At 65.4% G+C, this 24,569-nt stretch carries 24 protein-coding genes and 1 other RNA gene; 16 read left to right on the top strand and 9 right to left on the bottom strand.

Annotated elements, in window-relative coordinates:
- Positions 1 to 158: 158 nt before the first annotated feature.
- Positions 159 to 2,144 (bottom strand): transketolase, encoded by a 1,986-nt coding sequence (gene tkt / locus ACVWY3_RS26315; RefSeq protein WP_456841055.1) that lies wholly within the window; start codon positions 2,142 to 2,144, stop codon positions 159 to 161.
- A gap of 403 nt (positions 2,145 to 2,547) precedes the next feature.
- On the opposite strand from tkt, the gene ACVWY3_RS26310 reads away from it, so the two are divergent.
- The 5 genes from ACVWY3_RS26310 (at position 2,548) to ACVWY3_RS26290 (ending at position 5,265) form a co-directional block, all read left to right on the top strand.
- Positions 2,548 to 2,868 (top strand): DUF4164 domain-containing protein, encoded by a 321-nt coding sequence (locus ACVWY3_RS26310; protein WP_014439722.1) that lies wholly within the window; start codon positions 2,548 to 2,550, stop codon positions 2,866 to 2,868.
- Positions 2,865 to 3,248: a cell division protein ZapA gene (locus tag ACVWY3_RS26305; RefSeq protein ID WP_027553871.1), complete on the top strand. Its 384-nt coding sequence runs from the start codon at positions 2,865 to 2,867 to the stop codon at positions 3,246 to 3,248. The genes ACVWY3_RS26310 and ACVWY3_RS26305 overlap by 4 nt, the downstream gene beginning before the upstream one ends.
- A 267-nt stretch (positions 3,249 to 3,515) precedes the next feature.
- A non-coding RNA gene (gene ssrS, locus ACVWY3_RS26300) (6S RNA) lies at positions 3,516 to 3,676 on the top strand.
- Between the two features lie 189 nt (positions 3,677 to 3,865).
- A complete protein-coding gene (locus tag ACVWY3_RS26295) occupies positions 3,866 to 4,438 on the top strand; it encodes a 5-formyltetrahydrofolate cyclo-ligase (protein WP_456841054.1) in 573 nt (190 codons plus the stop codon).
- A 2-nt stretch (positions 4,439 to 4,440) separates the two neighbouring features.
- Positions 4,441 to 5,265, top strand: coding sequence for a TIGR00282 family metallophosphoesterase (locus tag ACVWY3_RS26290; RefSeq protein ID WP_456841053.1), 825 nt, complete (start codon positions 4,441 to 4,443; stop codon positions 5,263 to 5,265).
- 193 nt (positions 5,266 to 5,458) lie between these two features.
- On the opposite strand, the gene ACVWY3_RS26285 is transcribed toward ACVWY3_RS26290, so the two are convergent.
- The 6 genes from ACVWY3_RS26285 to ACVWY3_RS26260 form a co-directional block, all read right to left on the bottom strand.
- Positions 5,459 to 6,802 (bottom strand): c-type cytochrome, encoded by a 1,344-nt coding sequence (locus tag ACVWY3_RS26285; RefSeq protein WP_456841052.1) that lies wholly within the window; start codon positions 6,800 to 6,802, stop codon positions 5,459 to 5,461.
- Positions 6,799 to 8,967: a molybdopterin cofactor-binding domain-containing protein gene (locus ACVWY3_RS26280; RefSeq protein WP_456841051.1), complete on the bottom strand. Its 2,169-nt coding sequence runs from the start codon at positions 8,965 to 8,967 to the stop codon at positions 6,799 to 6,801. Before ACVWY3_RS26280 ends, ACVWY3_RS26285 begins: the two co-directional genes overlap by 4 nt.
- An 8-nt stretch (positions 8,968 to 8,975) precedes the next feature.
- Complete coding sequence (locus tag ACVWY3_RS26275; protein WP_456841050.1) at positions 8,976 to 9,440, bottom strand: (2Fe-2S)-binding protein; 465 nt, start codon at positions 9,438 to 9,440, stop codon at positions 8,976 to 8,978.
- 187 nt (positions 9,441 to 9,627) lie between these two features.
- Entirely contained in the window at positions 9,628 to 9,777 is a 150-nt protein-coding gene (locus tag ACVWY3_RS26270; RefSeq protein ID WP_456841049.1) for a hypothetical protein, read from the bottom strand.
- A gap of 348 nt (positions 9,778 to 10,125) precedes the next feature.
- The gene (locus tag ACVWY3_RS26265) at positions 10,126 to 11,550 is read right to left on the bottom strand and encodes a methyl-accepting chemotaxis protein (protein WP_456841048.1); all 1,425 of its coding nucleotides are present in this window, start codon (positions 11,548 to 11,550) and stop codon (positions 10,126 to 10,128) included.
- 188 nt (positions 11,551 to 11,738) lie between these two features.
- A complete protein-coding gene (locus ACVWY3_RS26260) occupies positions 11,739 to 13,487 on the bottom strand; it encodes a methyl-accepting chemotaxis protein (RefSeq protein ID WP_456841047.1) in 1,749 nt (582 codons plus the stop codon).
- A 200-nt stretch (positions 13,488 to 13,687) separates the two neighbouring features.
- On the opposite strand from ACVWY3_RS26260, the gene ACVWY3_RS26255 reads away from it, so the two are divergent.
- The 7 genes from ACVWY3_RS26255 (at position 13,688) to ACVWY3_RS26225 (ending at position 19,132) form a co-directional block, all read left to right on the top strand.
- Positions 13,688 to 14,434, top strand: coding sequence for a YebC/PmpR family DNA-binding transcriptional regulator (locus tag ACVWY3_RS26255; RefSeq protein WP_456841046.1), 747 nt, complete (start codon positions 13,688 to 13,690; stop codon positions 14,432 to 14,434).
- Between the two features lie 229 nt (positions 14,435 to 14,663).
- Positions 14,664 to 15,191 carry a crossover junction endodeoxyribonuclease RuvC gene (gene ruvC, locus ACVWY3_RS26250; RefSeq protein WP_456841045.1) on the top strand — a complete coding sequence of 176 codons (528 nt, stop codon included), beginning with the start codon at positions 14,664 to 14,666 and terminating at the stop codon, positions 15,189 to 15,191.
- 142 nt (positions 15,192 to 15,333) lie between these two features.
- Positions 15,334 to 15,951 carry a Holliday junction branch migration protein RuvA gene (gene ruvA, locus ACVWY3_RS26245; RefSeq protein ID WP_254125428.1) on the top strand — a complete coding sequence of 206 codons (618 nt, stop codon included), beginning with the start codon at positions 15,334 to 15,336 and terminating at the stop codon, positions 15,949 to 15,951.
- Between the two features lie 20 nt (positions 15,952 to 15,971).
- The gene (gene ruvB / locus ACVWY3_RS26240) at positions 15,972 to 17,006 is read left to right on the top strand and encodes a Holliday junction branch migration DNA helicase RuvB (RefSeq protein WP_456843465.1); all 1,035 of its coding nucleotides are present in this window, start codon (positions 15,972 to 15,974) and stop codon (positions 17,004 to 17,006) included.
- A 143-nt stretch (positions 17,007 to 17,149) separates the two neighbouring features.
- The gene (locus ACVWY3_RS26235; protein WP_456841044.1) at positions 17,150 to 18,067 is read left to right on the top strand and encodes a metallophosphoesterase; all 918 of its coding nucleotides are present in this window, start codon (positions 17,150 to 17,152) and stop codon (positions 18,065 to 18,067) included.
- A gap of 68 nt (positions 18,068 to 18,135) precedes the next feature.
- Positions 18,136 to 18,585, top strand: a complete 450-nt coding sequence (gene ybgC, locus ACVWY3_RS26230; protein WP_456841043.1) for a tol-pal system-associated acyl-CoA thioesterase — start codon at positions 18,136 to 18,138, stop codon at positions 18,583 to 18,585.
- Positions 18,586 to 18,664: 79 nt separating this feature from the next.
- Positions 18,665 to 19,132: a nuclear transport factor 2 family protein gene (locus tag ACVWY3_RS26225; RefSeq protein WP_456841042.1), complete on the top strand. Its 468-nt coding sequence runs from the start codon at positions 18,665 to 18,667 to the stop codon at positions 19,130 to 19,132.
- Positions 19,133 to 19,328: 196 nt separating this feature from the next.
- On the opposite strand, the gene ACVWY3_RS26220 is transcribed toward ACVWY3_RS26225, so the two are convergent.
- Together ACVWY3_RS26220 and ACVWY3_RS26215 are read right to left on the bottom strand one after the other, a co-directional pair.
- A complete protein-coding gene (locus ACVWY3_RS26220) occupies positions 19,329 to 20,033 on the bottom strand; it encodes a type 1 glutamine amidotransferase (protein WP_456841041.1) in 705 nt (234 codons plus the stop codon).
- 28 nt (positions 20,034 to 20,061) lie between these two features.
- The gene (locus tag ACVWY3_RS26215; RefSeq protein WP_456841040.1) at positions 20,062 to 20,988 is read right to left on the bottom strand and encodes a LysR family transcriptional regulator; all 927 of its coding nucleotides are present in this window, start codon (positions 20,986 to 20,988) and stop codon (positions 20,062 to 20,064) included.
- A gap of 150 nt (positions 20,989 to 21,138) precedes the next feature.
- Here ACVWY3_RS26215 and ACVWY3_RS26210 point away from each other — a divergent pair, with 150 nt between their 5' ends.
- Genes ACVWY3_RS26210 through ACVWY3_RS26195 form a run of 4 tightly spaced genes read left to right on the top strand, consistent with a single transcriptional unit; the run spans position 21,139 to position 24,568 of the window.
- The gene (locus ACVWY3_RS26210) at positions 21,139 to 22,095 is read left to right on the top strand and encodes an N-carbamoyl-D-amino-acid hydrolase (protein WP_456841039.1); all 957 of its coding nucleotides are present in this window, start codon (positions 21,139 to 21,141) and stop codon (positions 22,093 to 22,095) included.
- Positions 22,096 to 22,125: 30 nt separating this feature from the next.
- Complete coding sequence (locus ACVWY3_RS26205) at positions 22,126 to 22,953, top strand: ABC transporter substrate-binding protein (protein ID WP_456841038.1); 828 nt, start codon at positions 22,126 to 22,128, stop codon at positions 22,951 to 22,953.
- Positions 22,950 to 23,807, top strand: coding sequence for an amino acid ABC transporter permease (locus ACVWY3_RS26200; RefSeq protein WP_456841037.1), 858 nt, complete (start codon positions 22,950 to 22,952; stop codon positions 23,805 to 23,807). The genes ACVWY3_RS26205 and ACVWY3_RS26200 overlap by 4 nt, the downstream gene beginning before the upstream one ends.
- Complete coding sequence (locus ACVWY3_RS26195) at positions 23,804 to 24,568, top strand: amino acid ABC transporter ATP-binding protein (RefSeq protein ID WP_456841036.1); 765 nt, start codon at positions 23,804 to 23,806, stop codon at positions 24,566 to 24,568. Before ACVWY3_RS26200 ends, ACVWY3_RS26195 begins: the two co-directional genes overlap by 4 nt.
- The last annotated feature ends 1 nt before the right edge of the window (position 24,569 follow it).

The following is a 24,569-nucleotide window of genomic DNA, read 5'->3' as shown; positions in this document are numbered from 1 at the left end:
CAATGACCGTTCAGTGACGGCTGTTCAATAACCCCATCGTCCCACACAACGCGCGGTGTGCGCGCCTGCGAGGGTTTTTAGACGGACGCCCGGTTCGGCCGGACGGTGCTTGATCATATGAGGAGTTAGGTAGTCCTTTTTTTTGGCAAGCTCAACTCTCAGGAAACGCGCTTCAGCACAGCGTTAACCGCAGCCTCGGCGGTAATGCCGAAATGCTTGAAAAGGTCCTTCGCCGGGCCGCTTTCGCCGAAGGAATGCATGCCGACAAATTCACCATCCTGGCCGATCACGGCATCCCAGCCCCAGCGCACGGCGGCCTCGATCGCGACCTTCACCGGCGCGTTGCCGATGATCTCGGCACGCTTGGCCTCTGGTTGCGCTAACAACAGCTCGAGCGAGGGCACCGAGACCACCCGTGACGCAATGCCGCGCTCGGCGAGCTGCTTCTGGGCGGCGACCGCGATCTCGACCTCGGAGCCGGAGGCGAACAGCGTCGCCTTGGCTTCGCCTTGCGCGGCCACCAGCTCGTAGGCGCCGGCGGCGCAAGGGTTATCATTCGGCGCGGTGGTGCGGAGCTGCGGCAGGTTCTGCCGCGTCAGCGCCAGCACGGTCGGGCCGTCGACGCGGTTGAGCGCGAGCTCCCAGCACTCGGCGACCTCGATGGCATCGCAGGGGCGGAACACGCGCATGTTCGGCATGGCGCGAAGCGCGGCGAGATGCTCGACCGGCTGGTGGGTCGGACCGTCTTCGCCGAGGCCGATGGAGTCATGCGTCATCACGTAGACGACGCCGGCGCCCATCAGTGCGGCCAGGCGCATCGCGGGCCGTGCATAGTCGGTGAACACCAGGAAGGTCGCACCGTTCGGTGCGAAGCCGCCATGCAGGAAGATGCCGTTCATCGCCGCGCACATGCCGTGCTCGCGGATGCCGTAATGGATGAAGCGGCCCTTCGGAGTCTTGGCCGAGAAGGCGGTCGCCGACTTCGTCTTGTTGTTGTTGGAGCCGGTGAGATCGGCCGAGCCGGCCAAAAATTCCATCGGCATCGCGCCGGCAATCACTTCGATCACGGCTTCCGACGACTTGCGCGTCGCCGCCGTCATCGGCTTCTCCAGCAGCTCCTTCTTGTAGGCGCGCACCGCCTTGGCGAGCGAAGCCGGCCGCTCGTGGCGCAGGCGGCGCTCGAACTCGGCGCGCTTGCGGCTGCCGAGCTCAGCGAGCCGCGCCTCCCATTCCTGCCTGGCCGAAGCGCCGCGGCTGCCCGCTGCGCGCCAGGCCTTCAGCACGTCCTCGGGCACCGAGAACGGCTCGAGCGAGATGCCGAGATTTTCCTTGGCGGCCTTGAGCTCGTCGGCGCCGAGCGCCTCGCCATGCGCCTTCGACGTGCCGGCCTTGTGCGGGGCGCCGAAGCCGATGGTGGTTCGGCAGGCGATCAGCGTCGGCTTGTTCGACTTCTTCGCGCGCGTGATGGCCTCAGTGATGGCGGCCTGATCATGGCCGTCGATCTTCTCGGCGGCCCATCCTGCCGACTTGAAGCGCTTCACCTGGTCGACGGAATCGGCGATCGAGGTCGGGCCGTCGATCGAGATGCCGTTGTCGTCGTAGAGCACGATCAGCTTGCCCAGCTTCCAGTGCCCGGCCATCGCGATCGCTTCCTGCGATACGCCCTCCATCAGGTCGCCGTCGGAGGCGAGCACATAGGTGTGGTGGTCGACGATCTTCTTGCCGAACTCGGCGGCCAGCATCTTCTCGGCGAGCGCCATGCCGACTGCGGTCGAGATGCCCTGGCCGAGCGGGCCGGTGGTGGTCTCGATGCCGTTGGTGCGGAAGTTCTCCGGATGTCCGGGCGTGAGCGAATCGACCTGGCGGAACTGCTTGATCTGGTGCAGCGTCATTTCGGAATTGCCGGTGAGATACAGCAGCGAATAGAGCAGCATCGAGCCGTGGCCGGCCGAGAGCACGAAGCGGTCGCGGTCCGGCCAGGACGGCGTGGACGCATCGTATTTCAGGAACTGCGTGAACAGCACCGTGGCGATGTCGGCGGCACCCATGGGCAGGCCGGGATGGCCCGATTTCGCCTTCTCGACAGCGTCCATCGAAAGGCCGCGGATCGCGTTGGCCATGCGGGTGTGGTCGACCTGCGTCATTGTGTAAAATCCGTCTGGAATGAGGCGCTTGGCGGTGTACGCCCGCGCGGGGAGGGGGCCTCGCGGCCGCGTAAGGTCGGGGCTGGGATAGCACCTCAGTTTCGGAAGTCCAAGGCAATCAAACGCCGGTTTGGCCGCAAAAGTTGCGTCATGCAGGCCCCGGACCCGAAGGGCCGCGTTAGCGCAAAGTGGCGGCCCGGCTTTGCTCGCCACAAGCGCGGGGCGCTGCCGCGGGGGCTCGTGCCTGCAAGATCGGTGCATAGTTTCGCGGCGGCGTTGCGCTTGGCTAGCTTGCCACGTAAATTTCTGCTTCTAACCGCTTGCCGAACCGAGTCTTTTGCCGGACGGCAAGCTCCAGGGAAAGGCCACTGGGTAAAGGCCGCCAGGTTCCGCCGCTGACTGCATGAACGATCGCGTTTCCAACAGCTCTGCCATGACCGAGTCCTCGGCCGTCGAGATCGAGATCGCGACCCGCAGGCTGACGGCGGCGCTCGACGCGCTTGAAAGCGCGGTGGAGCGGCGGCGCGATGCCGATCGCGACGAGAACGAGCTCGCTGCGCGCATCCAGGCGCTCGGCGCCGACCGCTCACGGCTTGCCGACGAGCTCGACGGCGCGCTGGTGAAAGCGCGCAAGCTCGAGCGCACCAATCGCGAGATTTCCGACCGGCTGGATTCCGCGATCGTCACGATACGCTCGGTGCTCGATACCGGAGAGGACGGATGAGCCACATCAACGTCACCATCAATGGCCGGCAGTACCGCATGGCCTGCGAGGAAGGCCAGGAGGTGCGGCTGCTCAAGCTCGCCGAGAGCCTGGAGACGCGGATCCAATCGCTGCGCGGAAAATTCGGCGAGATCGGCGATGCGCGCCTCACCGTGATGGCCGCGCTCACCGCTTGCGACGAATTGGTCGATGCCGGCAACCGCATCCGCACCATGGAGCAGGAGCTGAACGAGCTCCGGGATTTCCGCAATGCCGCCGTCGAGCGCGCGAGGATGACGCAGACCGCAGTGGTGAACGCGCTGAACGCCGCCGCCGAGCGCATCGAGAAATCGACCCAGGTCCTGAACCGCACCGTCGGCGGCGGCATCGCGATCGGCTGAGCCTCTTCGGAAGACGCGATCAGTTTGTCGGATTCGATGAGGCTGCGGGCCTTACCCTCCCCTGGAGGGGGAGGGTCGATCGCGCGTAGCGCGAGCGGGGTGGGGTGATCTCTCCACACGGGCATTGTTCGAGTGGAGAAATCACCCCACCCCGCGCCGCACTACGCTTCGCTCCACGCGTCACGGCCCTCGCCCCCCAGGGGAAGGTAAGCAAGTGGCCAGCTCGTCGCACTGGCGATTCGTCAGTATCGTTGTTACATTGCCCCAGCGAGGCTGCGACGCGCGTCAGGAGCCATATATCCCCGGGGCCTTATCGATCCTTTAGGGAACTGTCCCTGGCCGGGCCCGTGGGCTCGGACATATGGTGCCCACCTACTTTCGTAGGGAACTCCGGGATCGAGTGCTTCAACGGCGTCCGCGGCTTCGCACTGTTTCTTCCTTCTGGTTCGTGCCTGTCGAATTGCGTTCCCGACACGCTTGCGGTTCAATCAAGCTCGGTGTCATGCCCCGGCTTGACCGGGGCATCCAGTACGCCGCGGCGTCGAGGTCTAAGCATTGGCGTCTCTGGAATACTGGATCACCCGCATCGCGGGTGATGACGTGGGGGACCAAAGCGCATGTCCAACTCCAAAGCCGAGCTCCGCGCCAAAGCCCTCGCCAAGCGCGATGCGCTGAGCGAGAAGAAGCGCGCGGCTGCCGCCGCAAAACTCGCCAAGCGCGGGCTGCCGTTCGCGCTGCTGCCGGGCAGCATCGTCTCCGGCTATTCGCCGATCCGCAGCGAGATCGATCCGATGCCGCTGTTGAAGAAGCTCGCGGAGGAGGGCGCAAAGCTGGCGCTGCCCTGCGTCACCGCGCGCGGCCAGGCGCTGATCTTCCGCCTCTTCCATCCGAATGATCGGCTGACGCTTGGCCCGCTCGGCATCCCCGAGCCGTCGCCGGCAGCGGCCGAAGTGATCCCCGACATCATGCTGACGCCGCTCGCGGCCTTCGATCGCCTTGGCCATCGCATCGGCTATGGCGCGGGGCATTACGATTTCACCTTCGCGCATTTGCGTAAAGCCAAGCACATCGTCGGCATCGGGCTTGCTTTTGCCGCGCAGGAGATCGAGGCGGTTCCGGCACTATCCCACGACGTGGCGCTGGATTATGTGCTAACGGAATCGGACGTGTTCGATTTTCCGGAGTTCTGAAGTTGCGCATTCTCTTCGTGGGTGATGTCGTCGGCCGTAGCGGGCGCACTGCCGTTGCCGAATATCTGCCCGGCATGGTCAAGGACTGGTCCCTCGATTTCGTCGTCGTCAACGGTGAGAATTCGGCCGGCGGGTTCGGCATCACCGAAGCGATCTACCACGAATTGCTCGAGGCCGGCGCCGACGCGGTGACGCTCGGCAATCATTCCTGGGACCAGCGCGAAGCGCTGGTGTTCATCGAGCGCGCCGACCGCCTGGTGCGTCCCGCAAACTATCCGCGCGGCACGCCCGGCCGCGGCGCCGCTCTGGTCGAGACCAAGAACGGCAAGCACGCGCTCGTCGTCAACGCTTTGGGCCGTGTCTTCATGACCCCGTTCGACGATCCCTTCGCAGCGCTCGAGCGCGAGTTAGGGGCCTGCCCGCTCGGCGTTGCCGCGGATGCCATTGTCGTCGACTTCCATTGCGAGGCTTCAAGCGAGAAGCAGGCCATGGGCTTCTTCTGCGACGGCCGCGCCAGCCTCGTCGTCGGCACGCATACGCATGTGCCGACCGCCGACCATCAGATCCTCACCGGTGGCACCGCCTACATGACCGATGCCGGCATGACCGGCGACTACGACTCCATCATCGGCATGCAGAAGGAAGAACCGCTGCGCCGGTTCACCTCGGGAATTCCATCAGGCCGCTTCGAGCCGGCCGCGGGCGTTGCGACCCTCAGCGGCGTTGCGGTGGAGACGGACGACGCAACGGGCCTCGCGCTCAAGGTCGCGCCGGTGCGCATGGGTGGAAGGCTGGAGCCGGCGACGCCGAAGTTTTGGTTGAGTTGAATTTTCGAGCGGCATACACCGCTGCCCCTTCTCCCCTTGTGGGAGAAGGTGGCGCGAAGCGCCGGATGAGGGGTTGTATCAGCGAATTCGACTGCGAGAGGCTCGCCCGCAGAGAGCACCCCTCACCCGGCTTCGCTTCGCGAAGCCACCCTCTCCCACAAGCGGAGAGGGTGCAGCGTCATTCGCGGAAGCACTACTTCGCCGTCTGCTCCCGCAGCTCCGCCACATCCTTCGCCGTCAGCTTCGAGCCCTTCGCGCCGAACCGTGCCGTCACGTAGTTCGCCACCGCCGCGATCTCGTCGTCGGTATACGCGTTGCCGAACGCCGGCATCGACAGCGCACCGTCAGGCGTGTGGCGCTTGGTGCCGGAGATCACGATTTGCGCGACGTTGATGGCCGCGGGGTCGTTGACGGCCCAGGTGCCGGTCAGCGTCGCCATCGGCGACACCGGGCTCTCGCCGCTCCAGCCGTGGCAGCTGGCGCAGGCGCTGGCGAATACTTTCTTGCCGCGCGCGTCGGCGGTGATGCCGTCGCGATGCGAGGCCGGCGCGCCCGGCGCCGTGGTAGCGGGAAGGTCAGGCGAGGGCTGCGGCGGCACGCTGCGCAGATAAGCAACGATGGAGCGGATGTCCTCCGGCGCGAACTGGCTAAAACTGTGGTCGACCGCTTCGCCCATCGGACCCGAGGCCGAACCGTGGCTAGGTGCGTGGCCGAGCGAAAGATAGGAGATCAGATCCTGGTCGCTCCAGTTGCCGAGACCCGTCGTCTTGTCGGAGGAGATGTTGAAGGCGCGCCAGCCCGCGGTGATCGCGCCGGCGAATTTCTTGCGGTTATCAAGTGCGAAGCCGAGATTGCGCGGCGTGTGGCATTCGCCGCAATGCGTCAGCGCTTCGGCCAGATACGCGCCACGATTCCATTCCGGGCTCTTCGAGCTATCGGGCGCAAAGCGCGTATCCGGATTGAACACGGCCGACCAGACGATCATCGCCCAGCGCTGGTTGAACGGGAACGACAGCGTGTTGTCCGGCGCCTTGGCGCGCACTGCGGGCAGGCTAAACAGATAGGCCTTCACCGCCAGCACGTCCTCGTCGGTCATGAAAGTGTAGGACGTGTACGGCATCGCCGGGTAGAGCCGCGCGCCGTCACGGCGCTTGCCGTGCTGGACCGCGCTCAGAAAATCCTGGTCGCTGTAATTGCCGATGCCCGTGTCCTTGTCCGGCGTGATGTTGGTGGAATAGAGCGTGCCGAACGGAAGCTTGAAGGCGAGACCGCCGGAATAGTCCTTCTCGCCCGGCTTGGTGTGGCAGACCATGCAGTCGGCCGCCTTGGCGAGATATTCGCCGCGTTCGACGAGGCTCGCTTTCTCCAGCTTGGCCGGCACGCCGGTCGGCTTGCCGGCGCGGTAATCCGCCAGCGCCACCTTGGTGCCGCCCGCGAAGTCGAGCGGGCCGGGTCCGCGGATGACGAAGACGCTGAGCGCCACCGCGGCGATGGCGATGACGACGAGGCTCGCGAGGATACGCATCTTGCCGCTCATGCCTTCTTCCCCGCCGCCAGCAGTTTCCGATCGATGGGCAGGCGCCGCAGCGCCACGCCGGTTGCGGCGTAAATCGCGTTACGCAGCGCCGGTGGTCCGGCATTGACGCCGGCTTCTCCGATGCCGCCCGGCGCCTCGCCGCTCTTCACGACAGTGACCTCGACCTTCGGCGTCTCGTTGATGCGCATCATGCGGTAGTCGTGGAAGTTCGACTGCTGCACGCGGCCCTTGTCGATGGTGATCTCGCCATAGAGCGCGGCGGTGAGGCCGAAGATGAGGCCGCCCTCAATCTGAGCCTTCACCGTATCGGGGTTGACCGCGATGCCGGTGTCGACCACCGAGGTGACGCGGCGGAGCACGATCTCGCCGAACTCGTCGATCTCCGCTTCGACCACGGTCGCGATGAAGCTTGCGAATGACGGCTGCACGCAGACGCCGCGGCCGACGCGCGGCGGCAGTGTCTGACTCCAGCCGGATTTCTCCGCGACCAGGTCGAGGACTGCGAGCATGCGCGGATTCTTGGTCAGCATGGACTTGCGGAACTCGATCGGGTCCTTGCCCGCCTTGCGTGCGAGCTCGTCCATCGCGCATTCGACCGCGAACACGTTGTTGTTCGGGCCGACGCCGCGCCAGAAGCCGGTCGGCACCGACAGCGGCTCGGCGCGGACATATTCGACGTGGAAGTTGGGGAAGTCGTATGGCGCGTCCACTGCGGCATCGATCGCGTCGATATCGATGCCCTTCTGGAACGCCGGCGGCAGCCAGCGCGCCAGCACCGCAGAGCCCGCGACCTTGTACTTCCAGCCCGTGATCTTGCCGTCGACCAGTGATGCCGTGATCTGGTCGCGATAGACCGGACGGTAGACGTCGTGCTGGATGTCCTCCTCGCGGGTCCATATCACCTTCACGGGATAGTCGACCTGCTTGGCAATTTTCACCGCCGCGACGACCATGTCCGGCTCGAGCTTGCGGCCAAAGCCGCCGCCGAGCAGATGCTGGTTGACGATCACCTTGTCGACCGGAACACCGGCGGCCTTCGCCGCTTTCGACTGCACGCGGGTCATGATCTGCGTGCCGGTCCAGATCTCGCAGGCATCCGGCCTGACGTGGACTGTGGCGTTGATCGGCTCCATCGAGGCATGCGCCAGGAACGGCAGCTCGTAGGCCGCCTCGAACCTGTCGCCGCTGGCGAGCGCCTTGGCGATGTCGCCGTCGGACTTGGCGACCGCGCCATCCTTTTGGCTGGCCTTGCGCAGGTCGTCCCAGATGTCCTTGGTGGTGATTTTGGCGTTCGGCCCCTCGTTCCACTCGATCTTGAGCGCTTCGAGGCCTTTCTTGGCCGCCCACATGTGATCGCCGATCACGCCGACCGCGTCGTCGAGCACGACGACCTTGCGCACGCCCGCGACTTTCATCGCGGCGCTGTCGTCGACCTTGCTGACCTTGCCGCCGAACACAGGGCAATTGGCGATTGCTGCGATCTTCATGCCGGGCAGGATCGCGTCGATGCCGTAGAGCGCCTTGCCGTTGACCTTGTCAGGCGTGTCGAGCCGCTTCAACGGCTGGCAAATGAGGACGAAATCCTTGGGATCCTTGATGGCGACGTCCTTGGGCGGCGTCTCGCCCTGGGCTGCAAGCGCGAGCGCGCCGTAGCTGAGCTTGCGGCCGCTGGCGGCATGCGCGACCTCGCCATTCGACGCGGTGCAGCTGGCTGGTTCGACGCCCCATTGGCTGGCCGCGGCCTGCACCAGCATCGCACGCGCGGTGGCGCCGGCCTTGCGCAGCGGCAGCCACCAGGCGCGGATCGAGTTGGAATTGCCGGTGACTTGCAGCCCGAAGGTCGGGTTGCCGTAGAGCTTGTCGTTGGGCGGGGCGTGCTGCACCTCGACCTTGCTCCAGTCGGCATCCAGCTCTTCGGCGATCACAGCCGAGATGGACGTGTAGGTGCCCTGACCCATCTCGACCTGCGGCATCATCAGCAAGGTGCGGCCGGTCTCGTCGATCCGGATGAAGGCGTTGGGCGCGAACTTGCCGTCGGTCGTATCCTTCGGCTGCACCGGTTCGTTGACGGCGGCGCGCAGCGGCAGGTGGAAGGCGAGCAGGAAGCCGGTGGCGAGGCTGCCAGTCAGAAGCGAACGGCGGGAGACGGTGTCGTGTGCATTCATGGTGGACCTCACGCCTGCTTGCCGTTGGCGGCCAGCTTGATGGCCTCGCGGATGCGGACATAGGTGCCGCAGCGGCAGATGTTGCCGGCCATCGCGGCGTCGATGTCGGAATCATCGGGATTTGGCGTTGTCGCCAGCAATGCGGCGGCCGCCATGATCTGGCCGGACTGGCAATAGCCGCACTGGATCACTTCGGCCTCGAGCCAGGCCTTCTGCACCTTCGCGCCCGCAGGCGTGCTGCCGACATGCTCGATGGTGGTGATGGCGCGGTTCGCGACCGCGCTCACCGGCAGCACGCAGGAGCGCACCGCCTTGCCGTCGACATGCACCGTGCAAGCGCCGCATTGCGCGATGCCGCAGCCGAACTTGGTGCCGGTCATCCCGAGAATGTCGCGCAGCACCCACAGCAAGGGCATTTCGGGTGGCGCGTCGAAGGATTTCGTTTCGCCGTTGATGGTGAGAGTTGTAGCCATATGCATCCCCTTGTCCGGCGATCAGCTCGGCGAATTTTCGCACGAACCTAATCATACCGATGCGAAACGATGAAGCTTTCAAATTCGCAGCAATGCATATCTGCGCAGAGGAAGCGTCAGGCCATGACGTTCACGAATTTGTGCGGCGATCGCACCACGCGTTTTAGGCTATTTGATATGATAATCGTCATTTTTTGACGAATTTTCGTCGCGCGCGTCGTCGATCACCGCAGATCGCCGTGCGAATGCGCAAAATCGTGCGATGACGAAATTCGTGCGATTGGGAAAGTTGGGGGCGCGAGCGCGGCAGGCCGACGGGATCAAACGCGACGCCCATTGCTGTGCCCTCTCCCCTTGTGGGAAAGGGCCGCGAAGCCGGCAGACACAGACTCACTCGGGTGAGGGGTCTGTCTTCGCGTATGACCCTGTCTCATTCCGAAGCAGCCTTGTCCGCCGATAGAGACCCCTCATCCGGCGCTTCGCGCCACCTTCTCCCACAAGGGGAGAAGGGCAGAGGAGTGCATGGCTATTTCGGAATAATAGCATTATGCGCCTGTTTTGCCCGACGAGTCAAGGCGCGCCCGCCGGCTTGCCCCCCACGCCCGGCTACTGTGCATGGGGTTCCCGGCTACTGTGCATGGGGTTGTTTTTCAGATTTTGATTCAAGGACCGAGAGCAGCGGCGGTCAGCCCTGCCGGAAACCCATCCGGAAGGCGCCCCAGTGCTTGCCGCGAACCACGATCGGCGACGACAGGTCCTTCATCAGCACGAACTGCCCGCCGCCCATGTCGCGGCGATAGGTTTGCAGCAGGAACGGTTTTGTGTTGGCCGCGACCTTCTTCACCGCGCGATCGGTGAACAGGCGGCGGTTGCGGCAGTTGGCGTTGTTCCAGATCGGGTCCTTGCCCTGCGGCAGGCGGTAGTTCGGATTGTGGGTCGGCAAATAGCCGCCCTTGGCCCAGGCGACGCAGAACACGATGCGCGGATCGGACTTCTGGATCGGGTCCTGGATCGCGGGCAGCACGCGGTCGGTGAAGTCGACATAGGCGGTGTTGTACTGCTTGGGATCGGTGCCAGGGATTTCGCGATAATTCTCATCCATGAGCTGGTCGAGCGTGATCTCGCCGCGGTTGATCGCGGCTTCGAATTCGGCCGAGATGCGCCTGGCGGTCTCGATCACGACGCGGACCAGCGGCGCGTCCGAGGTCTCGACGCCACTGTCGGCGATCAGCGCGATCAGCCCTTCGGATGTGTCGAGCAGTTTTGCAATCCGCCGGTCGGCATTCCCAAGATCGCGTGAGGACAGGTCGACGCCCTTGGCGAGCTCGTTGAGCTCGCTGATGACGGTGTCGCAGTGGCGGAGATTGGAGGTCGCCGCACGCGCGACGCTGTCGATCTCCGCTTCCACCGAGGCGAAGCCCTGCTGGACGCGCGAGATGATACCGGAGATCGCTTGTGCGCCTTCGCCTGCGGTCTTGGCGCGCTGCGAGGCATCGCTGCTCTCGCCGATCAGGCCTTCGATCTGGCCGTCGAGATCGCGCACCGTGTCGGAGATCTGGTGCGTGGCCTGGCGGGTGGCTTCCGCAAGATTCTTCACTTCACTTGCAACCACCGCGAAGCCGCGGCCGGCATTGCCGGCGCGCGCCGCTTCGATGGTTGCGTTCAGCGCGAGCAGATTGGTCTGCTTCGCGATCGCCTCGATCGAGCCGGACACTTTTGCGACCTGCGCCAGCGCCGAGCCGACGGCGCTGAGGCGCGCCTCGATCCGCTCCACGGCCGCGACCAGCCCGGAGATGTGGCTGACGGCGGTGTCGACCGCGCTGCGCGACTGCGCGATCTCGCCGACGGCGGCGGACGTCGTCGACTGCACCGCTTGCGAGGCGTTGGCGATGTCGTGATTGGCCGAGACCATCGTCTCGGCCGTCTTCTGCAGGTGATGGAACCGTTCCGACTGGTTGGCGACGCGGTTCGCGACTTCCTGGACGTTGCCGGCGATGTCGGCGAGCTCGACGCCAAGACCGCCGATGCGGTCGGCGAGCTGGTCGATCAGCCGTTCAGCCAGCGTCCGGTTGGAGCCGGTGTCCATAACTGCAAGTTGTGCGACGGACATGTCTTAAGGGTCCTCCAGTCGGAGCCGTACGCCGGCCCCCCGCGGCATTCCCATTCCAACTCTGACGTTAAAGGATGATTCGCGGCCGGGGTCTTGCCTGAGCGTGCACAAGGCGCAATTTGCGCCTTGGCTTCTTGCTTGAGCACGGCCTTGTCGAAAAGCCGCTGCCCGCTTATTCGGGCCACGCCCTAAAGCTTGTAGGCGGTGCGAAATCCACCCCAGTGCCGGCCCTGGATGCGGATCGGGACATCGATCTCGCGCATCATGACGGTGTTTCCGTTGCCCATGTCACGCGCATAACTCTGGGCCAGGTACGAGCGGAGGTTGCGCGCGGCGGCGAGCCCCGCCGGATCGTTGAAGATCCGCCGGTTGCGGCTGTTGGCCGTATTCCAGGCGACGTCGCCCGGCCGCTGCGGATGCGAATAGATCTTGTTGTGCACCGGCAGGAAGCCGTTGCGGTCGACCATGGCGCAGAACGCCATGCGCGCGTCCTTGGCGAGGAAGGCCTCCTGGAACGGCGGCAGCGCGCGGTCGGCCCAGTCCAGATAGCGGGTGCGGTATTGCTGCGGATTGGTGCCGGCGATCTCGACATAGTCGGTGTCGAACAGATCGTCGATCTTGATCTCGCCGCGCGCCAGCGCCTGCTCGAAGATCCGGGTCAGTGCGTTGCCCGCCTCCATGGCGCGGGTGACGAACTCGGTATTCTCCTCGTGGATCGACCAGAGCCTGTCCTCGATCTTCTCGCAGAGCTCGGCATTGGGGGCAACGAACTGCGCGCGGGCGCCGGCCTTGGACTGCTCGGTCACGCGCAGGCGGCAGGCGCCGACATCTTCGAGCCTGCCTTCGATCATCGTGAGCGGTGCCAGCCGTCCAGCGTCCGCGCCGCCGATCAGCACGCCGTCCATCGCAATCTCGTAGACCGGCATGACGCCGCGCGACGTCTCGAATTTGAGATGGCAGGGCAGCCGCTCGGTTTTGCGGCGGTCGTCGTGCTCGCTCTGGCGCAACAGCACTGCGCAACGCGATTTCAGCTTCTGCGCGAAGGTGGTGACCGCCTTGCCGGCGCTGGCGACGTTCTCGCCGTGGGTCTCGGCGGCCTTGGTCGCGGCGTCGATCTCGGCCGCGCTCTCGCCGACCGAGATGATGAACTCCGACGCGCTCGCGGCATTGCCAGAGATTTCGCTGGTGGTGGCATTCTGCTCGGCGACCGCGCCGTTGACGGTGTCGAACACCGGACGGATCGCCTCGATCGCCTGCGAGATGCGGTGTACGGCGTCGGCCGAGCCGGCGGCGTCGCGCTGGAGCGCGTCGATCTTCTTGGAGATCTCTTCCGTGGCGCCTTGCGTCTGCACCGCGAGTGCCTTCACCTCGGTGGCGACGACCGCGAAGCCTTTGCCGGCCGCACCCGCACGCGCGGCCTCGATGGTCGAGTTGAGCGCGAGCAGCGTCGTCTGCCGCGCGATCTGCGCGATCAGGTTGACCACATTGCCGATGGCGGCCGAGGACTCGCGCAGGCGATCGACATTGGCGCGGGCCTCCTGTGCCGCGGTGCTGGCCTCGTCGGCGAGCTTGCCGGCCGCGCGGACCTGCGCGCCGATGCCTTGCGCGGACTGGGTGAACTTGTCGGCGGCATGGGCGAAGGTCGAGGCGGTCGACTGCGCGGCGTTGGTCCGGCCGGTGAGGGCGTCGGTGCGGTCGCGGATGGCGGCAAGCGTCGCGGCGGTCGCTTCGGCGCCGCCAGCCACTGAATTGGCGGCGCGCTCGAGCTGGCGAATCATCGCCCCGAGCTCGAGTTCCAGCAGTTCCAGGATCTCCCGGGCCGAATCAGCCTCGGCGGCCGGAGCGGGCTCGGAATGGGCCGCCGGCTGCATAGCCTCGGGGGCGACCGCGGACGCAGCCGTATCAGGCAGACGCTTCCGAAATAATCCGAACGCCATCAGGTCTCTCTTGTCGGGGAACGGTCGGGCGCTATTTTCGCAGTCCGGAATGAAATCAGGGTTAACGCTGCCTGACTTCTAGGCACGGGCGAGTACGGTGTTACCTTAAAGTCGTAGAGCCTCTTTCATTCCGGTGGGTGGACGGCCTATAAGGCCGCGCTTCCCTAAGCTCACCTTGGCGCACGATTACGAGACCACGCATGGCCGGACATTCCCAATTCAAGAACATCATGCACCGCAAGGGGCGGCAGGATGCGCAGAAGTCGAAGTTGTTCGGCAAGCTGGCGCGGGAAATCACCGTCGCCGCCAAGCTCGGCACGCCAGACCCGGCCATGAACCCGCGCCTGCGCGCCGCCGTGATCGCCGCGCGCCAGGAGAACATGCCGAAGGACAATATCGAGCGCGCCATCAAGAAGGCGGCCGGTAACGACGGCGAGAACTATGACGAGATCCGCTACGAGGGCTACGGCCCCGGCGGCGTCGCCGTCATCGTCGAGGCGCTGACCGACAACCGCAACCGCGCCGCCTCCGACATCCGCTCCTTTTTCACCAAATCGGGCGGCAATCTCGGCGAAACCGGATCGGTCTCCTTCATGTTCGACCGCACCGGCATCATCGAATACGACCGCAGCGTCGCCGATGACGATGCGGTGCTCGATGCCGCGATCGAGGCCGGCGCCGACGACGTCGTCTCCGGCGAAGGCGGCCACGAGATCTACGCCTCGACCGAGAGCTATCGCGACGTCGCCAAGGCGCTGGAAGCCAAGTTCGGCGAACCGCGCAAGGCCGCGCTGATCTGGAAGCCGCAGAACACGGTGTCAGTCGACGACGAGACCGGCGAGAAGCTGCTCAAGCTGATGGACCTGCTCAACGAGCACGACGACGTCCAGAACGTCTACGCCAATTTCGAGGTGTCGGACGCGCTGATGGCGAAGATGGGCGGGTAGGCCGTCCGGTAGCCTCATCCACCGCTGTCATCGCCCGCGAAGGCGGGCGATCCGGTATTCCAGAGACGCCAGAAGGATACGGATAAGCCGCGGCGTACTGGGTACCCCGCCTCCGCGGGGTACGACACCGAATGCGTTGATGGCGGCTCCGCTGCCGCTCCCCCACATCCCCTGTTACTTCCGTTCTGTTTCTGTTTCCCCCATCGCGGCCAGCCGCTATCACTGGCCCATGACTGCGCTCCCGATTCGTGGCCCCGTTCGCATCATCGGCATCGACCCCGGCCTGCGCCGCACCGGCTGGGGCGTGATCGAGGCTGAGGGCAATCGTTTGGTCTACATCGCCTGCGGTTCGGTGGAACCGCCGGACGATCTGCCGCTGTCGAGCCGCCTGCTCGCGATCCACGAGGGGCTCGCGGCGGTTCTGTCTGATCACAAGCCGATCGAAGCCGCGGTCGAGCAGACTTTCGTCAACAAGGACGGCGTCGCGACGCTGAAGCTCGGCCAGGCCCGCGGCGTCGCCATGCTGGCGCCCGCAATGTTCGGCATCAGTGTTGCCGAATACGCGCCGAACCAGGTCAAGAAGACGGTGGTCGGCGCCGGCCACGCCGACAAGCAACAGATCGCGATGATGCTGAAGATATTGCTGCCGAAAGCCGAGCCGCCGTCCGCGGACGCGGCCGATGCGCTCGCCATCGCCATCACCCACGCCCATCACCGCCAGAGCACGGCGCTCAGGCTGAAGGTGGTGGGGATATGATCGGTCGATGCAACTCGTGGTCGTCATGCCCGGGCTTGTCCTGGGCATCCACGTTCTTTCTTGATGATCGCGAAGTCGTGGATGGCCGGGTCAAGCCCGGCCATGACGACAGAGGAGTGTCCGCCGCGATCGAGGTTCTAAAATGATCGGCAAGCTCAAGGGCCTGATCGATTCCTACGGCGAGGATTTCGTCATCCTCGACGTCGGCGGCGTCGGTTATCAGGTGCATTGCTCGTCGCGCACGTTGCAGCATCTGCCTTCGCCCGGCGAGGCCGCCGTGCTGTCGATCGAGACCTATGTTCGCGAGGATCAAATAAAACTGTTCGGCTTCCGCACCGACCAGGAGCGCGAATGGTTTCGCCTGCTCCAGACCGTGCAGGGCGTCGGCGCCAAGGTCGCACTCGCGGTGCTCGGTACGCTGGCGCCGGCCGATCTCGCCAATGCCATCGCGCTCCGCGACAAGGCCGCGGTGTCGCGCACGCCTGGCGTCGGACCCAAGGTCGCTGAACGCATCGTCACCGAATTGAAGGACAAGGCGCCAGCCTTCGCCAACGTGGATCCCGCCGTAGTTCATCTCGCCGGCGCCGTTGACGACCAGCGCGCGCCGCGCCCGGTGGCGGATGCGATCTCCGCCCTGGTCAATCTCGGCTACGGCCAGCCGCAGGCAGCTGCCGCGATTGCCTCGGCATCGCGCAGTGCCGGTGAAGGCGCCGAGACGGCCCAGCTCATCCGGCTCGGCTTGAAGGAGCTCGCGAAGTGAGCGATCCCAGGGCTTCCCGCATGGTCTCGCCCGAGCGCCGCAGCGACGATGTCGGCGACACCGCGCTGCGCCCGCAATCGCTGTCCGACTTCGTCGGCCAGCAGCAGGCGCGCAAGAATCTCTCGATCTTCATCGAGGCGGCGCGCAAGCGCGGCGAGGCCCTGGATCACGTGCTGTTCGTCGGTCCCCCCGGCCTCGGCAAGACCACGCTGGCGCAGATCGTGGCGAAAGAGCTCGGCGTCGGCTTTCGCGCGACGTCAGGCCCTGTCATCGCCAAGGCCGGCGATCTCGCCGCGCTACTGACCAATCTCGAAGAGCGCGACGTGCTCTTCATCGACGAGATCCATCGCCTGAGTCCGGCGGTGGAAGAGGTGCTCTATCCCGCGATGGAGGATTTCCAGCTCGACCTCATCATCGGCGAGGGGCCGGCGGCGCGCTCGGTCAAGATCGAGCTGTCGAAATTCACCCTCGTCGGCGCCACCACGCGCGCAGGCCTGCTCACCAATCCCTTGCGCGACCGTTTCGGCATTCCGGTCCGGCTCAATTTCTACACCATCGAGGAGCTCGAGAGCATCGTCACCCGAGGCGCCCGCGTGCTCAACGTCGGCATGAGCGCTGACGGCGCCAACGAGATCGCGCGCCGCGCCCGCGGCACGCCGCGCATCGCCGGCCGTCTGCTCCGCCGCGTGCGCGACTTTGCTTCAGCCGCCAACGCCGAAAAGATCGACCGAGAGATCGCCGACCACGCGCTGAGCGCGCTCGAGGTCGACGCCGCGGGCCTGGACGCCATGGACCGCCGCTACCTCTCGACCATCGCGCTCAACTATGGCGGCGGTCCCGTCGGCGTCGAAACCATGGCCGCCGCACTGTCCGAGCCGCGCGATGCGATCGAGGACATCATCGAGCCTTATCTCATCCAGTGCGGCTATCTCCAGCGCACCCCGCGCGGCCGCCTGCTCACCTCGCACGCCTTCCGCCATCTCGGCCTCGCCGAACCCTCGCGCGATGCGGCGGCACAGTTCGGCCTGTTCGGCACCGACGAGAGCGACGACTGATCGCGCAAAAGACCAGGTTGTCATGAACTTCGAGTAATCTTTGTGCAGGCAATTTGCACGAGGATACGGGTGGTCTGCACCGGCGCACCCCAATTCCGCTTCAATCGGGCCGCATCAGGAAAGTGCATCACGATCGGGCTTCCATGATCTCGCGTCGGCATCTCATCCGGTCCATCGGCGGCCTGTCCGCCCTCGGCGTCTCGACCGCGGCCTATGGCGTCGGCATCGAGCCGATGCGGCTCCGCGTCACCCGCTATCATCCCGCCCCGCGGCAATGGCCGGCGGATTTCCGGCTGAAGATCGCGGCGATCGCTGACATTCATGCCTGCGATCCCTGGATGTCGCTGGAGCGGATCGAGGCGATCGTCGACCGCACCAACGCGTTGAATGCAGATCTCATCGTGCTGCTCGGCGATTATGTCGCGGGCGTTCACCAGGTCACGCGCATCATTCTGCCGAGCGAATGGGCGAGGGTGCTGGCCGGCCTCAAGGCGCCGCTCGGCGTCCATGCCGTCATGGGCAATCACGATTATTGGGACGACAGGAGCGTGCAGCGGGCCGGGCGCGGGCCGACCGTCGCGCATCGCGCGCTGGAGGCGGCCGGCATTCCCGTCTACGAGAACGACACTGTGCGCCTCGCCAAGGACGGCCGCTCCTTCTGGCTCGCCGGCCTCGGCGACCAGCTCGCCTTTGCGCCGGCGCAGCGTTTCCGGAGTGTGACGCGGTTCGGTGCCGACGATCTCGCGGGCACGCTTGCCAAGGTCACCGACGATGCGCCGGTCATCCTGCTGGCGCATGAGCCCAACATCGCACCGCGCGTGCCCGCGCGCGTCGCGCTGCAACTGTCCGGCCACACCCATGGCGGCCAGGTCCGCCTGCTCGGCTGGTCGCCGGCCGTTCGGCCCCAGCATGGCCTCCGGCTCGCCTATGGTCACTTCCGACTGAAATGTGACGTCATCGTCTCCGGCGGCCTCGGTTGCAGCCTCATGCCGATCCGCGTCGGCGTGCCGCCCGAGATCGTCGAGGTGACGCTGGGCCGGGCGGCCCCGGTCGTATCCTGACGCGCTTGCGCGGCCGGCCGCTTTTGCGGCAAAACGGGCTGGTAGCAAAAAGCCAAGAGGCCCGCGACGTGACTGCCCATCTCGACGGCGAGATCCGCGACGGCCGCCATCACATGCAGGTCCGCGTCTACTACGAGGACACGGATTTCTCCGGCATCGTCTATCACGCCAACTATCTGCGCTACATGGAGCGCGGGCGCACCAATCATCTCAGGCTCATGGGTGCCGAGCAGCAGGCGCTGTTCGACCACCCCGAGACCGAAGGCGCCGGCTTTGCCTTCGTCGTGCGCTCGATGCACCTCGATTTCCTCAAGCCGGCGCGGATGGACGATGTGCTTGATGTCGTGACCTGGCCGATTGCGGTGAAGGGCGCCTCGATCATGCTGGCGCAGGAGGTGCGGCGCGGCGAAGACGTGCTGGTGAAAGCCGAAGTCCGGGTCGCCTTCATCAGCGGCGGCCGCGCCCAGCCGATCCCGAAATCGATCCGCACCTTGATGAAGGCCGATCTGATTTCGTGATCGCCCGATAGGGGATCGCCTCTCGACTCCGCGGCAAGCAGCGATAGATTTGCGCACGCAGCAAACCGATGAGGCCATCATGTCGCGCCCGCCACTTCCGCCCTTCACCCGTGAGACCGCCGCGCAAAAGGCGCGCATGGCGGAGGATGCCTGGAATTCACGCGATCCGGTGCGCGTCTCGCTTGCCTATACCGAGGACAGCCGCTGGCGCAATCGCTCCGAAGTGTTCCAGGGCCGCGAAGCCATCGTCGCCTTCCTCACCCGCAAATGGGAGAAGGAGCAGGACTACCGCCTGATCAAGGATCTCTGGGCTTTCGACGGCAACCGCATCGCGGTGCGCTTCCAGTATGAATGGCACGATGGAAACGGCCAATGGTATCGCTCCTATGGCAACGAGCAGTGGGAGTTCGACGAGCACGGCTTGATGCGGCGTCGCGAGGCCTCGATCAACGATATCGCGATTGCGGAGAAGGATCGCCGGTTTCACTGGGCAGCGCCCGGGCCGCGGCCGGCGGATGTGCCGGGGCTGGGGACGGATCCGTTCTGAACCATCCTCTCCCTCTCCCCTTTCTTACGGGGCCACGACGAGCTTCGCTCGCGCTGAAGGGTTGGGGTGAGGGGCTGTCTCAGCAAACGCGATGGCAGACGGACCCGCCGAGAGTCCCCCTGTCCCGGATTGCGCTCGACGATGCTTCGCATCGCCAGGTGCAATCCGACCTCTTCCGCAAGCGGGCGAGGTCAAATCAGCGCTTCGTCAGAAACCGCGTAATCGCCCCGCCCAGCTTTGCGCTGTCCATCGGCTGCGTCAGCGACGCCTTCGCGGTGGCGACGACGTCATCCGGCGCTTTGCCCTTGCGCAGCTCACAACACACCTCGGCAAATCCCACATCGAACTCCGGATGCGGCTGCACGGTCAGCGTCGCGCCGTTGGCGTAAAGCAGGCCGGCATGCGGGGTGAAGTCCGAGGAGAGAATTGTCAGCGCGTCCTTCGGCGGATCGATCACCTGATCCTGATGTGAGGCCGCGATCGCGACCGCTTCGCCATCGATGACGCCGTTCTCCGGCAGCACGCGGTAGACATGCCGCCCGATGCCCCAGCCCTTCTCCGATTTGCGCACGGTGCCGCCGAGCGCCTGCGCGATCAGCTGATGGCCGAAGCAGACGCCGACCATCGGTGTCTCGTTGACGTAGGCGGTGCGCACGAAATCTTCCAGCGGCGCGATCCAGTCGAGCCCGTCATAGACACCGGCGGCAGCGCCGGTGATCAGCACGGCTTCGAGTTCGCGCGGATCGGGAAGCGCATCGCCATTCGGGATGCTGACGACGTCCACCGTCGCGGTCGGGTCCTCGGTGCGGACCATGCGCTCGAACATGTCCGGGAATGAGCCGTAGCGCTCGCGGTACTTTTGCGGGACCTGTCCGGTTTCGATGATGGTGATGCGTGCCATGTGCTCCAACGTCAAAAGCTTGCTAAGCTCAGCTGCTTCCGGCCCCATGTTGCTGCTGCGGCGCTGTGCGCTCCAGCAGCGCGCTTTCCTTGCGCACCTCGTTGAGGAACGCCTTGGCGAGACGCGACAGCGGCTCGGCTTCCGACCATAGCATGTAGGCGACCGCGTGCGTGTTCGGCGCGAACGGCCGCACCACGAGACCGCTGCCGCCGTTCTGCCGCGGCGAGAACGGGTCGACCACAGCGGCGCCGACGCCAGCGGCCGCGAGCACGCAGGCCGTGTTGCAGTAGCGCACCTCGACGGTCGGCCGGAACGGCGCGCCGGCCCGGGCAAAACTGTCGCGCACCGCTTCGCCGAGCCGCGTGCCGCGCTCGAGCCCGATGAAGGGCAGACCGGACAGATCCGCAGCCGAGATCATCGGCTGGCTTGCGAGCGGATGCTGCGGCGGCAGCACGCAGACCATCTCGCCCGTGTGCACCACCTCATGCGCGATGCCGGGGTGATGCGTCAGCCCGAGCGCGAAGCCGAGTTCGGCAACGCGGCTGAGCACGCCCTCGATGATGCCCTCATAGCGCCGCACGTCGAAGAACACGCGCGTCTCCGGGCGGCGGCGCAGGAAGCCGGATAATGCGGACGGGATGATGCTGTAGGCGAGCGGCGGCGTCGCGACGATGGCGAGATGTCCCGAGCGGTTCTCGCGCAGATCGCGCACGCGGCTCTCGAGCTTGGCGTGCAGCGCGAAGATCGCCTCGCTCTCCTTGTAGAGCGCCATCGCTTCCGCGGTCGGAAACAACCGGTTGTTGACGCGCTCGAACAGCGCAAAGCCCGCCTGCGCCTCCATCGTCTTCAGCGCGTTGCTGACCGCGGGCTGCGACAGCGCTAGCTCGTCGGCCGCGGCCACTGTGGTGCGGTGGCGGATGACGGCACGCAGGATCTCGAGCTGACGCAGGTTCATATCACTGCCGGTTATACTCTGGGCCAAAACATCATAGCAGAGCGAATTGATTTTGCAGCCCCGCTTCCGCGTAATGGAGGCGGATTTGCGCGGCGCATCAAAGGGTTCATTCGCCCATTGAGGCAGCATGCGCACAGATTGGAGGCAATCTTGGTTCGTGTCCTTCGCGCCGCCGCTGCCCAGATGGGGCCGACGCAAAAAGCCGATAAGCGTGAACATACTCTGGGGCGGATGCTTGCGCTGCTGGAAGAGGCGGCCGGCCGCGGCGCCAGCCTTGTGGTGTTTCCGGAGCTCGCCTTCACGACCTTCTTTCCACGTTGGTTGCTCGAAGGCGAGGCGCTCGACCAGTATTTCGAGCGCAGCATGCCGAACCCGGCGGTGGCAAAGCTGTTCGATCGTGCACGTGCGCTCCGCGTCGGCTTCTACGTCGGCTATGCCGAGCTGACGCCGGACGGGCGCCGCTACAATTGCGCCGTCCTGGTCGATCGCGACGGCGAGATCCTTGGCCGCTATCGCAAGGTGCATCTGCCGGGCTCGGTCGAGCCTCGGGAAGGCGCGCGCTACCAGCAGCTCGAGAAGCGTTATTTCGAATATGGTGATCTCGGCTTTCCCGCCTTCCGTGCCGGGTCGGCCTGGGCTCACGCCATCATGGGCATGATGATCTGCAACGATCGCCGCTGGCCGGAATCCTGGCGCGTGCTCGGCCTGCAAGGCGTCGAGCTCGTCTGCATCGGCTACAATTCGGCGGCCTATGATCCCAATGGCGGCACGACGGAAGATGCGTCCTTGCGGACCTTCCATTCGGCGCTGGTGACGCAGGCCAACGCCTACATGAATGCGACCTGGGCGATTTCGGTCGCCAAGGCCGGCGAGGAGGACGGCTCCGGGCTGATCGGCGGCTCCTGCATCGTCGATCCCAACGGCCGCATCGTCGCGCAGGCGCAGACGCTCGCGGACGAGGTGATCGTCGCCGACATCGATCTCGACCTCTGCCGCCAGGGCAAGGACAAGATGTTCAATTTCGCCGCCCACCGGCGGCCCGAGCAGTACAGGGTAATCACCGAGCGGGCCGGCATTGTCGAGCCGGCCGTTCTCGACGCGGACTGACTCTTGCACGGCGTTGGCAAAGGAGCTGACATGAGACGCCTCTCGCATTCCCTGTGGTGCGCAGCCTTGGCTGCCGTGACGTCGGCGCAGGCGGCCGAACTTCCGGCGGAGATCAAGCAGGCCGGCACGCTAAAACTCACGGTCAACTCCACCTACGCGCCGATGGAATACCGCGATCCCGCAACCGGCGAGCTGGTCGGGCTCGACATCGATCTGGCGAACGAACTTGCGAAGCGGCTCGGCGGGCTCAAGATCGTCTGGAGCGAGACGCCGTTCGCCGAGTTGATCCCCTCGCTCCAGACCAGGCGCGCTGATTTCATCATCTCCGGCATCCAGGATCGTAGCTCGCGGCGCGAAACGGCCGACTTCGTCGACTATTTGAGCACCGGCCCGCAGTTCTTTGTGATGGCGGACAACGCGGCCAAGGATGCCAGGGATCTCTGCGGCAAGAAGGTCGGCACCACCCGCAGCACTGCGTTCCCGCTCGAGATCGAGAAGTGGAGCAAGCAGAATTGCGAGGCTGCCGGCAAGCCGGCGATTCAATATGTTCCTGGTGAGAATTCGATCGACGTCCGCAACCAGCTCAAGCAGGGCCGGATCGACGCCGCCGTGCAGGGCAGTGAGACCCTGCCCTACGCGCAAAGGCAAGAGCCTGGAAGATACCGCGTCATTGGCGGCCAGCTGTCCACGGGATACCAGGGCATCATGTTTCGCAAGGACGACGCCGCCTTGCGCGAGGTCGTAACCGAGAAACTCACCGCCATGATCGCAGACGGCTCCTATAAGGCCGTGCTCGACAAATGGGGATTGGGGACGAACGCCGTCGAAAAACCCATGCTGAACGCGGCGCCGCAATGAAGCCGGCGCCGGCACTCGCGGAGGGGTTCCCCGATCTGTCGGGAATGCGGATGGCGCGCGAGCCGCACTGGTTTCGCTGGATCAGCGCGGCCCTGATCGTCCTCGTGCTGGCAGCGATCGCGCGCGCGTTCGCAAACGGCCAGATCGAATGGTCCTATGTCAGCCGCTTTCTGACGGCGAAGGTCATTCTCGAAGGCATCGTCAATACCATGGTGATGGCGGTGCTGGCGATGACACTCGGCATCTTCCTTGGTATCGTCGTGGCGATCATGCGGCTGTCGCCCAATCCGGTGTTGAAGACGGTCGCCGCCGGTTACACCTGGCTGTTCCGTGGCACGCCGCTGATCCTGCAACTCTTGCTGTGGTTCAACCTCGCGCTGGTGTTTCCGACCATCGGCATCCCCGGCCTTTGGACCGCGCGCGCGGTGGACGTCATGACGCCATTTCTGGCCGCGCTGCTCGGGCTCGGCATCAACCAGGGCGCCTATACATCGGAAGTGATGCGCGCCGGCATGCTGTCGGTGGACATCGGGCAATATGAGGCAGCGCAGGCGATCGGCATGGGACGGCTGCGCGCGCTCCGCCGCATCGTGCTGCCGCAGGCGATGCGCGTCGTGATCCCGCCGCTCGGCAACGAGTTCATCGGCATGGTGAAGGCGACCTCGCTGGCGAGCGTCATCCAGTATCCGGAACTGCTGCACAACGCCGAGAACATCTATTACGCCAATTCCCGCGTGATCGAGCTCCTGATCGTTGCCGGGCTGTGGTACCTGCTCGTGGTCTCGATCCTGACCCCGCTCCAGATGCTGCTCGAACGCCGTTTCGCACGCGGCACATTGCGGCTGGCGCGATGACAAAACCCCTCGTCGCGATCCGCTCCGTCAGCAAGAATTTTGGAGAGTTTCAGGCTCTCAAGAACGTCTCGCTCGACGTCTGGCCCGGCGAGGTGATGTGTCTGATCGGCGCGTCCGGCTCGGGCAAGACCACGCTGCTTCGTTGCATCAACCAGCTCGCTGCGATCGATGCCGGTGGCATCTGGCTCGACGGCGAGCTGTTAGGGGTGCGCGAGCAGGGCGGCCGGCTGCATCGTCTCACCGAGCGCGAGATCGGCCGGCAGCGGCTGAAGACCGGCATGGTGTTTCAGCGCTTCAACCTGTTTCCGCACAAGACCGCGCTCGAGAACATCACTGAAGGCCCGACCCAGGTGCAGGGGCGTCAAGCCAATGAGGTGCGCGCAGAGGCGCTCGAGCTGCTCGGCCGCGTCGGGCTGGCGGCCAAGGCGGATTCCTACCCCGCCCAGCTCTCCGGCGGCCAGCAGCAGCGCGTCGCGATTGCGCGGGCACTCGCCATGAAGCCGATGCTGATGCTGTTCGACGAGCCGACCAGCGCACTCGATCCCGAGCTCGTCGGCGAGGTGCTCGCGGTGATGAAGGAGCTGGCGAGGAGCGGCATGACCATGATGGTGGTGACGCACGAGCTCGGCTTCGCCCGCGAGGTCGCCGACCGCGTCGTCTACATGGACCAGGGCGCGATCGTCGAGCAGGGGCGCGCCTCGGACGTGCTGGGCGCACCGCGCGAGGAGCGCACCAGGGCATTTCTTTCGGCGGTGATCTGAA

It is taken from the genome of Bradyrhizobium sp. USDA 4486, assembly GCF_054057995.1.
Note: the sequence above shows the minus strand (reverse complement) of the source record. Positions and strands in the feature narration are given on the sequence as shown.

What these genes read in the sequence shown, in the direction of transcription:
- tkt (WP_456841055.1), bottom strand. Translation starts at nt 2,144, where the DNA reads ATGACGCAGGTCGACCACACCCGCATGGCCAACGCGATCCGCGGCCTT.
- ACVWY3_RS26310 (WP_014439722.1), top strand. Translation starts at nt 2,548, where the DNA reads ATGAACGATCGCGTTTCCAACAGCTCTGCCATGACCGAGTCCTCGGCC.
- ACVWY3_RS26305 (WP_027553871.1), top strand. Translation starts at nt 2,865, where the DNA reads ATGAGCCACATCAACGTCACCATCAATGGCCGGCAGTACCGCATGGCC.
- ACVWY3_RS26295 (WP_456841054.1), top strand. Translation starts at nt 3,866, where the DNA reads ATGTCCAACTCCAAAGCCGAGCTCCGCGCCAAAGCCCTCGCCAAGCGC.
- ACVWY3_RS26285 (WP_456841052.1), bottom strand. Translation starts at nt 6,802, where the DNA reads ATGAGCGGCAAGATGCGTATCCTCGCGAGCCTCGTCGTCATCGCCATC.
- ACVWY3_RS26280 (WP_456841051.1), bottom strand. Translation starts at nt 8,967, where the DNA reads ATGAATGCACACGACACCGTCTCCCGCCGTTCGCTTCTGACTGGCAGC.
- ACVWY3_RS26275 (WP_456841050.1), bottom strand. Translation starts at nt 9,440, where the DNA reads ATGGCTACAACTCTCACCATCAACGGCGAAACGAAATCCTTCGACGCG.
- ACVWY3_RS26270 (WP_456841049.1), bottom strand. Translation starts at nt 9,777, where the DNA reads ATGGGCGTCGCGTTTGATCCCGTCGGCCTGCCGCGCTCGCGCCCCCAA.
- ACVWY3_RS26265 (WP_456841048.1), bottom strand. Translation starts at nt 11,550, where the DNA reads ATGTCCGTCGCACAACTTGCAGTTATGGACACCGGCTCCAACCGGACG.
- ACVWY3_RS26260 (WP_456841047.1), bottom strand. Translation starts at nt 13,487, where the DNA reads ATGGCGTTCGGATTATTTCGGAAGCGTCTGCCTGATACGGCTGCGTCC.
- ACVWY3_RS26255 (WP_456841046.1), top strand. Translation starts at nt 13,688, where the DNA reads ATGGCCGGACATTCCCAATTCAAGAACATCATGCACCGCAAGGGGCGG.
- ruvC (WP_456841045.1), top strand. Translation starts at nt 14,664, where the DNA reads ATGACTGCGCTCCCGATTCGTGGCCCCGTTCGCATCATCGGCATCGAC.
- ruvA (WP_254125428.1), top strand. Translation starts at nt 15,334, where the DNA reads ATGATCGGCAAGCTCAAGGGCCTGATCGATTCCTACGGCGAGGATTTC.
- ruvB (WP_456843465.1), top strand. Translation starts at nt 15,972, where the DNA reads ATGGTCTCGCCCGAGCGCCGCAGCGACGATGTCGGCGACACCGCGCTG.
- ACVWY3_RS26235 (WP_456841044.1), top strand. Translation starts at nt 17,150, where the DNA reads ATGATCTCGCGTCGGCATCTCATCCGGTCCATCGGCGGCCTGTCCGCC.
- ACVWY3_RS26225 (WP_456841042.1), top strand. Translation starts at nt 18,665, where the DNA reads ATGTCGCGCCCGCCACTTCCGCCCTTCACCCGTGAGACCGCCGCGCAA.
- ACVWY3_RS26220 (WP_456841041.1), bottom strand. Translation starts at nt 20,033, where the DNA reads ATGGCACGCATCACCATCATCGAAACCGGACAGGTCCCGCAAAAGTAC.
- ACVWY3_RS26215 (WP_456841040.1), bottom strand. Translation starts at nt 20,988, where the DNA reads ATGAACCTGCGTCAGCTCGAGATCCTGCGTGCCGTCATCCGCCACCGC.
- ACVWY3_RS26205 (WP_456841038.1), top strand. Translation starts at nt 22,126, where the DNA reads ATGAGACGCCTCTCGCATTCCCTGTGGTGCGCAGCCTTGGCTGCCGTG.
- ACVWY3_RS26200 (WP_456841037.1), top strand. Translation starts at nt 22,950, where the DNA reads ATGAAGCCGGCGCCGGCACTCGCGGAGGGGTTCCCCGATCTGTCGGGA.
- ACVWY3_RS26195 (WP_456841036.1), top strand. Translation starts at nt 23,804, where the DNA reads ATGACAAAACCCCTCGTCGCGATCCGCTCCGTCAGCAAGAATTTTGGA.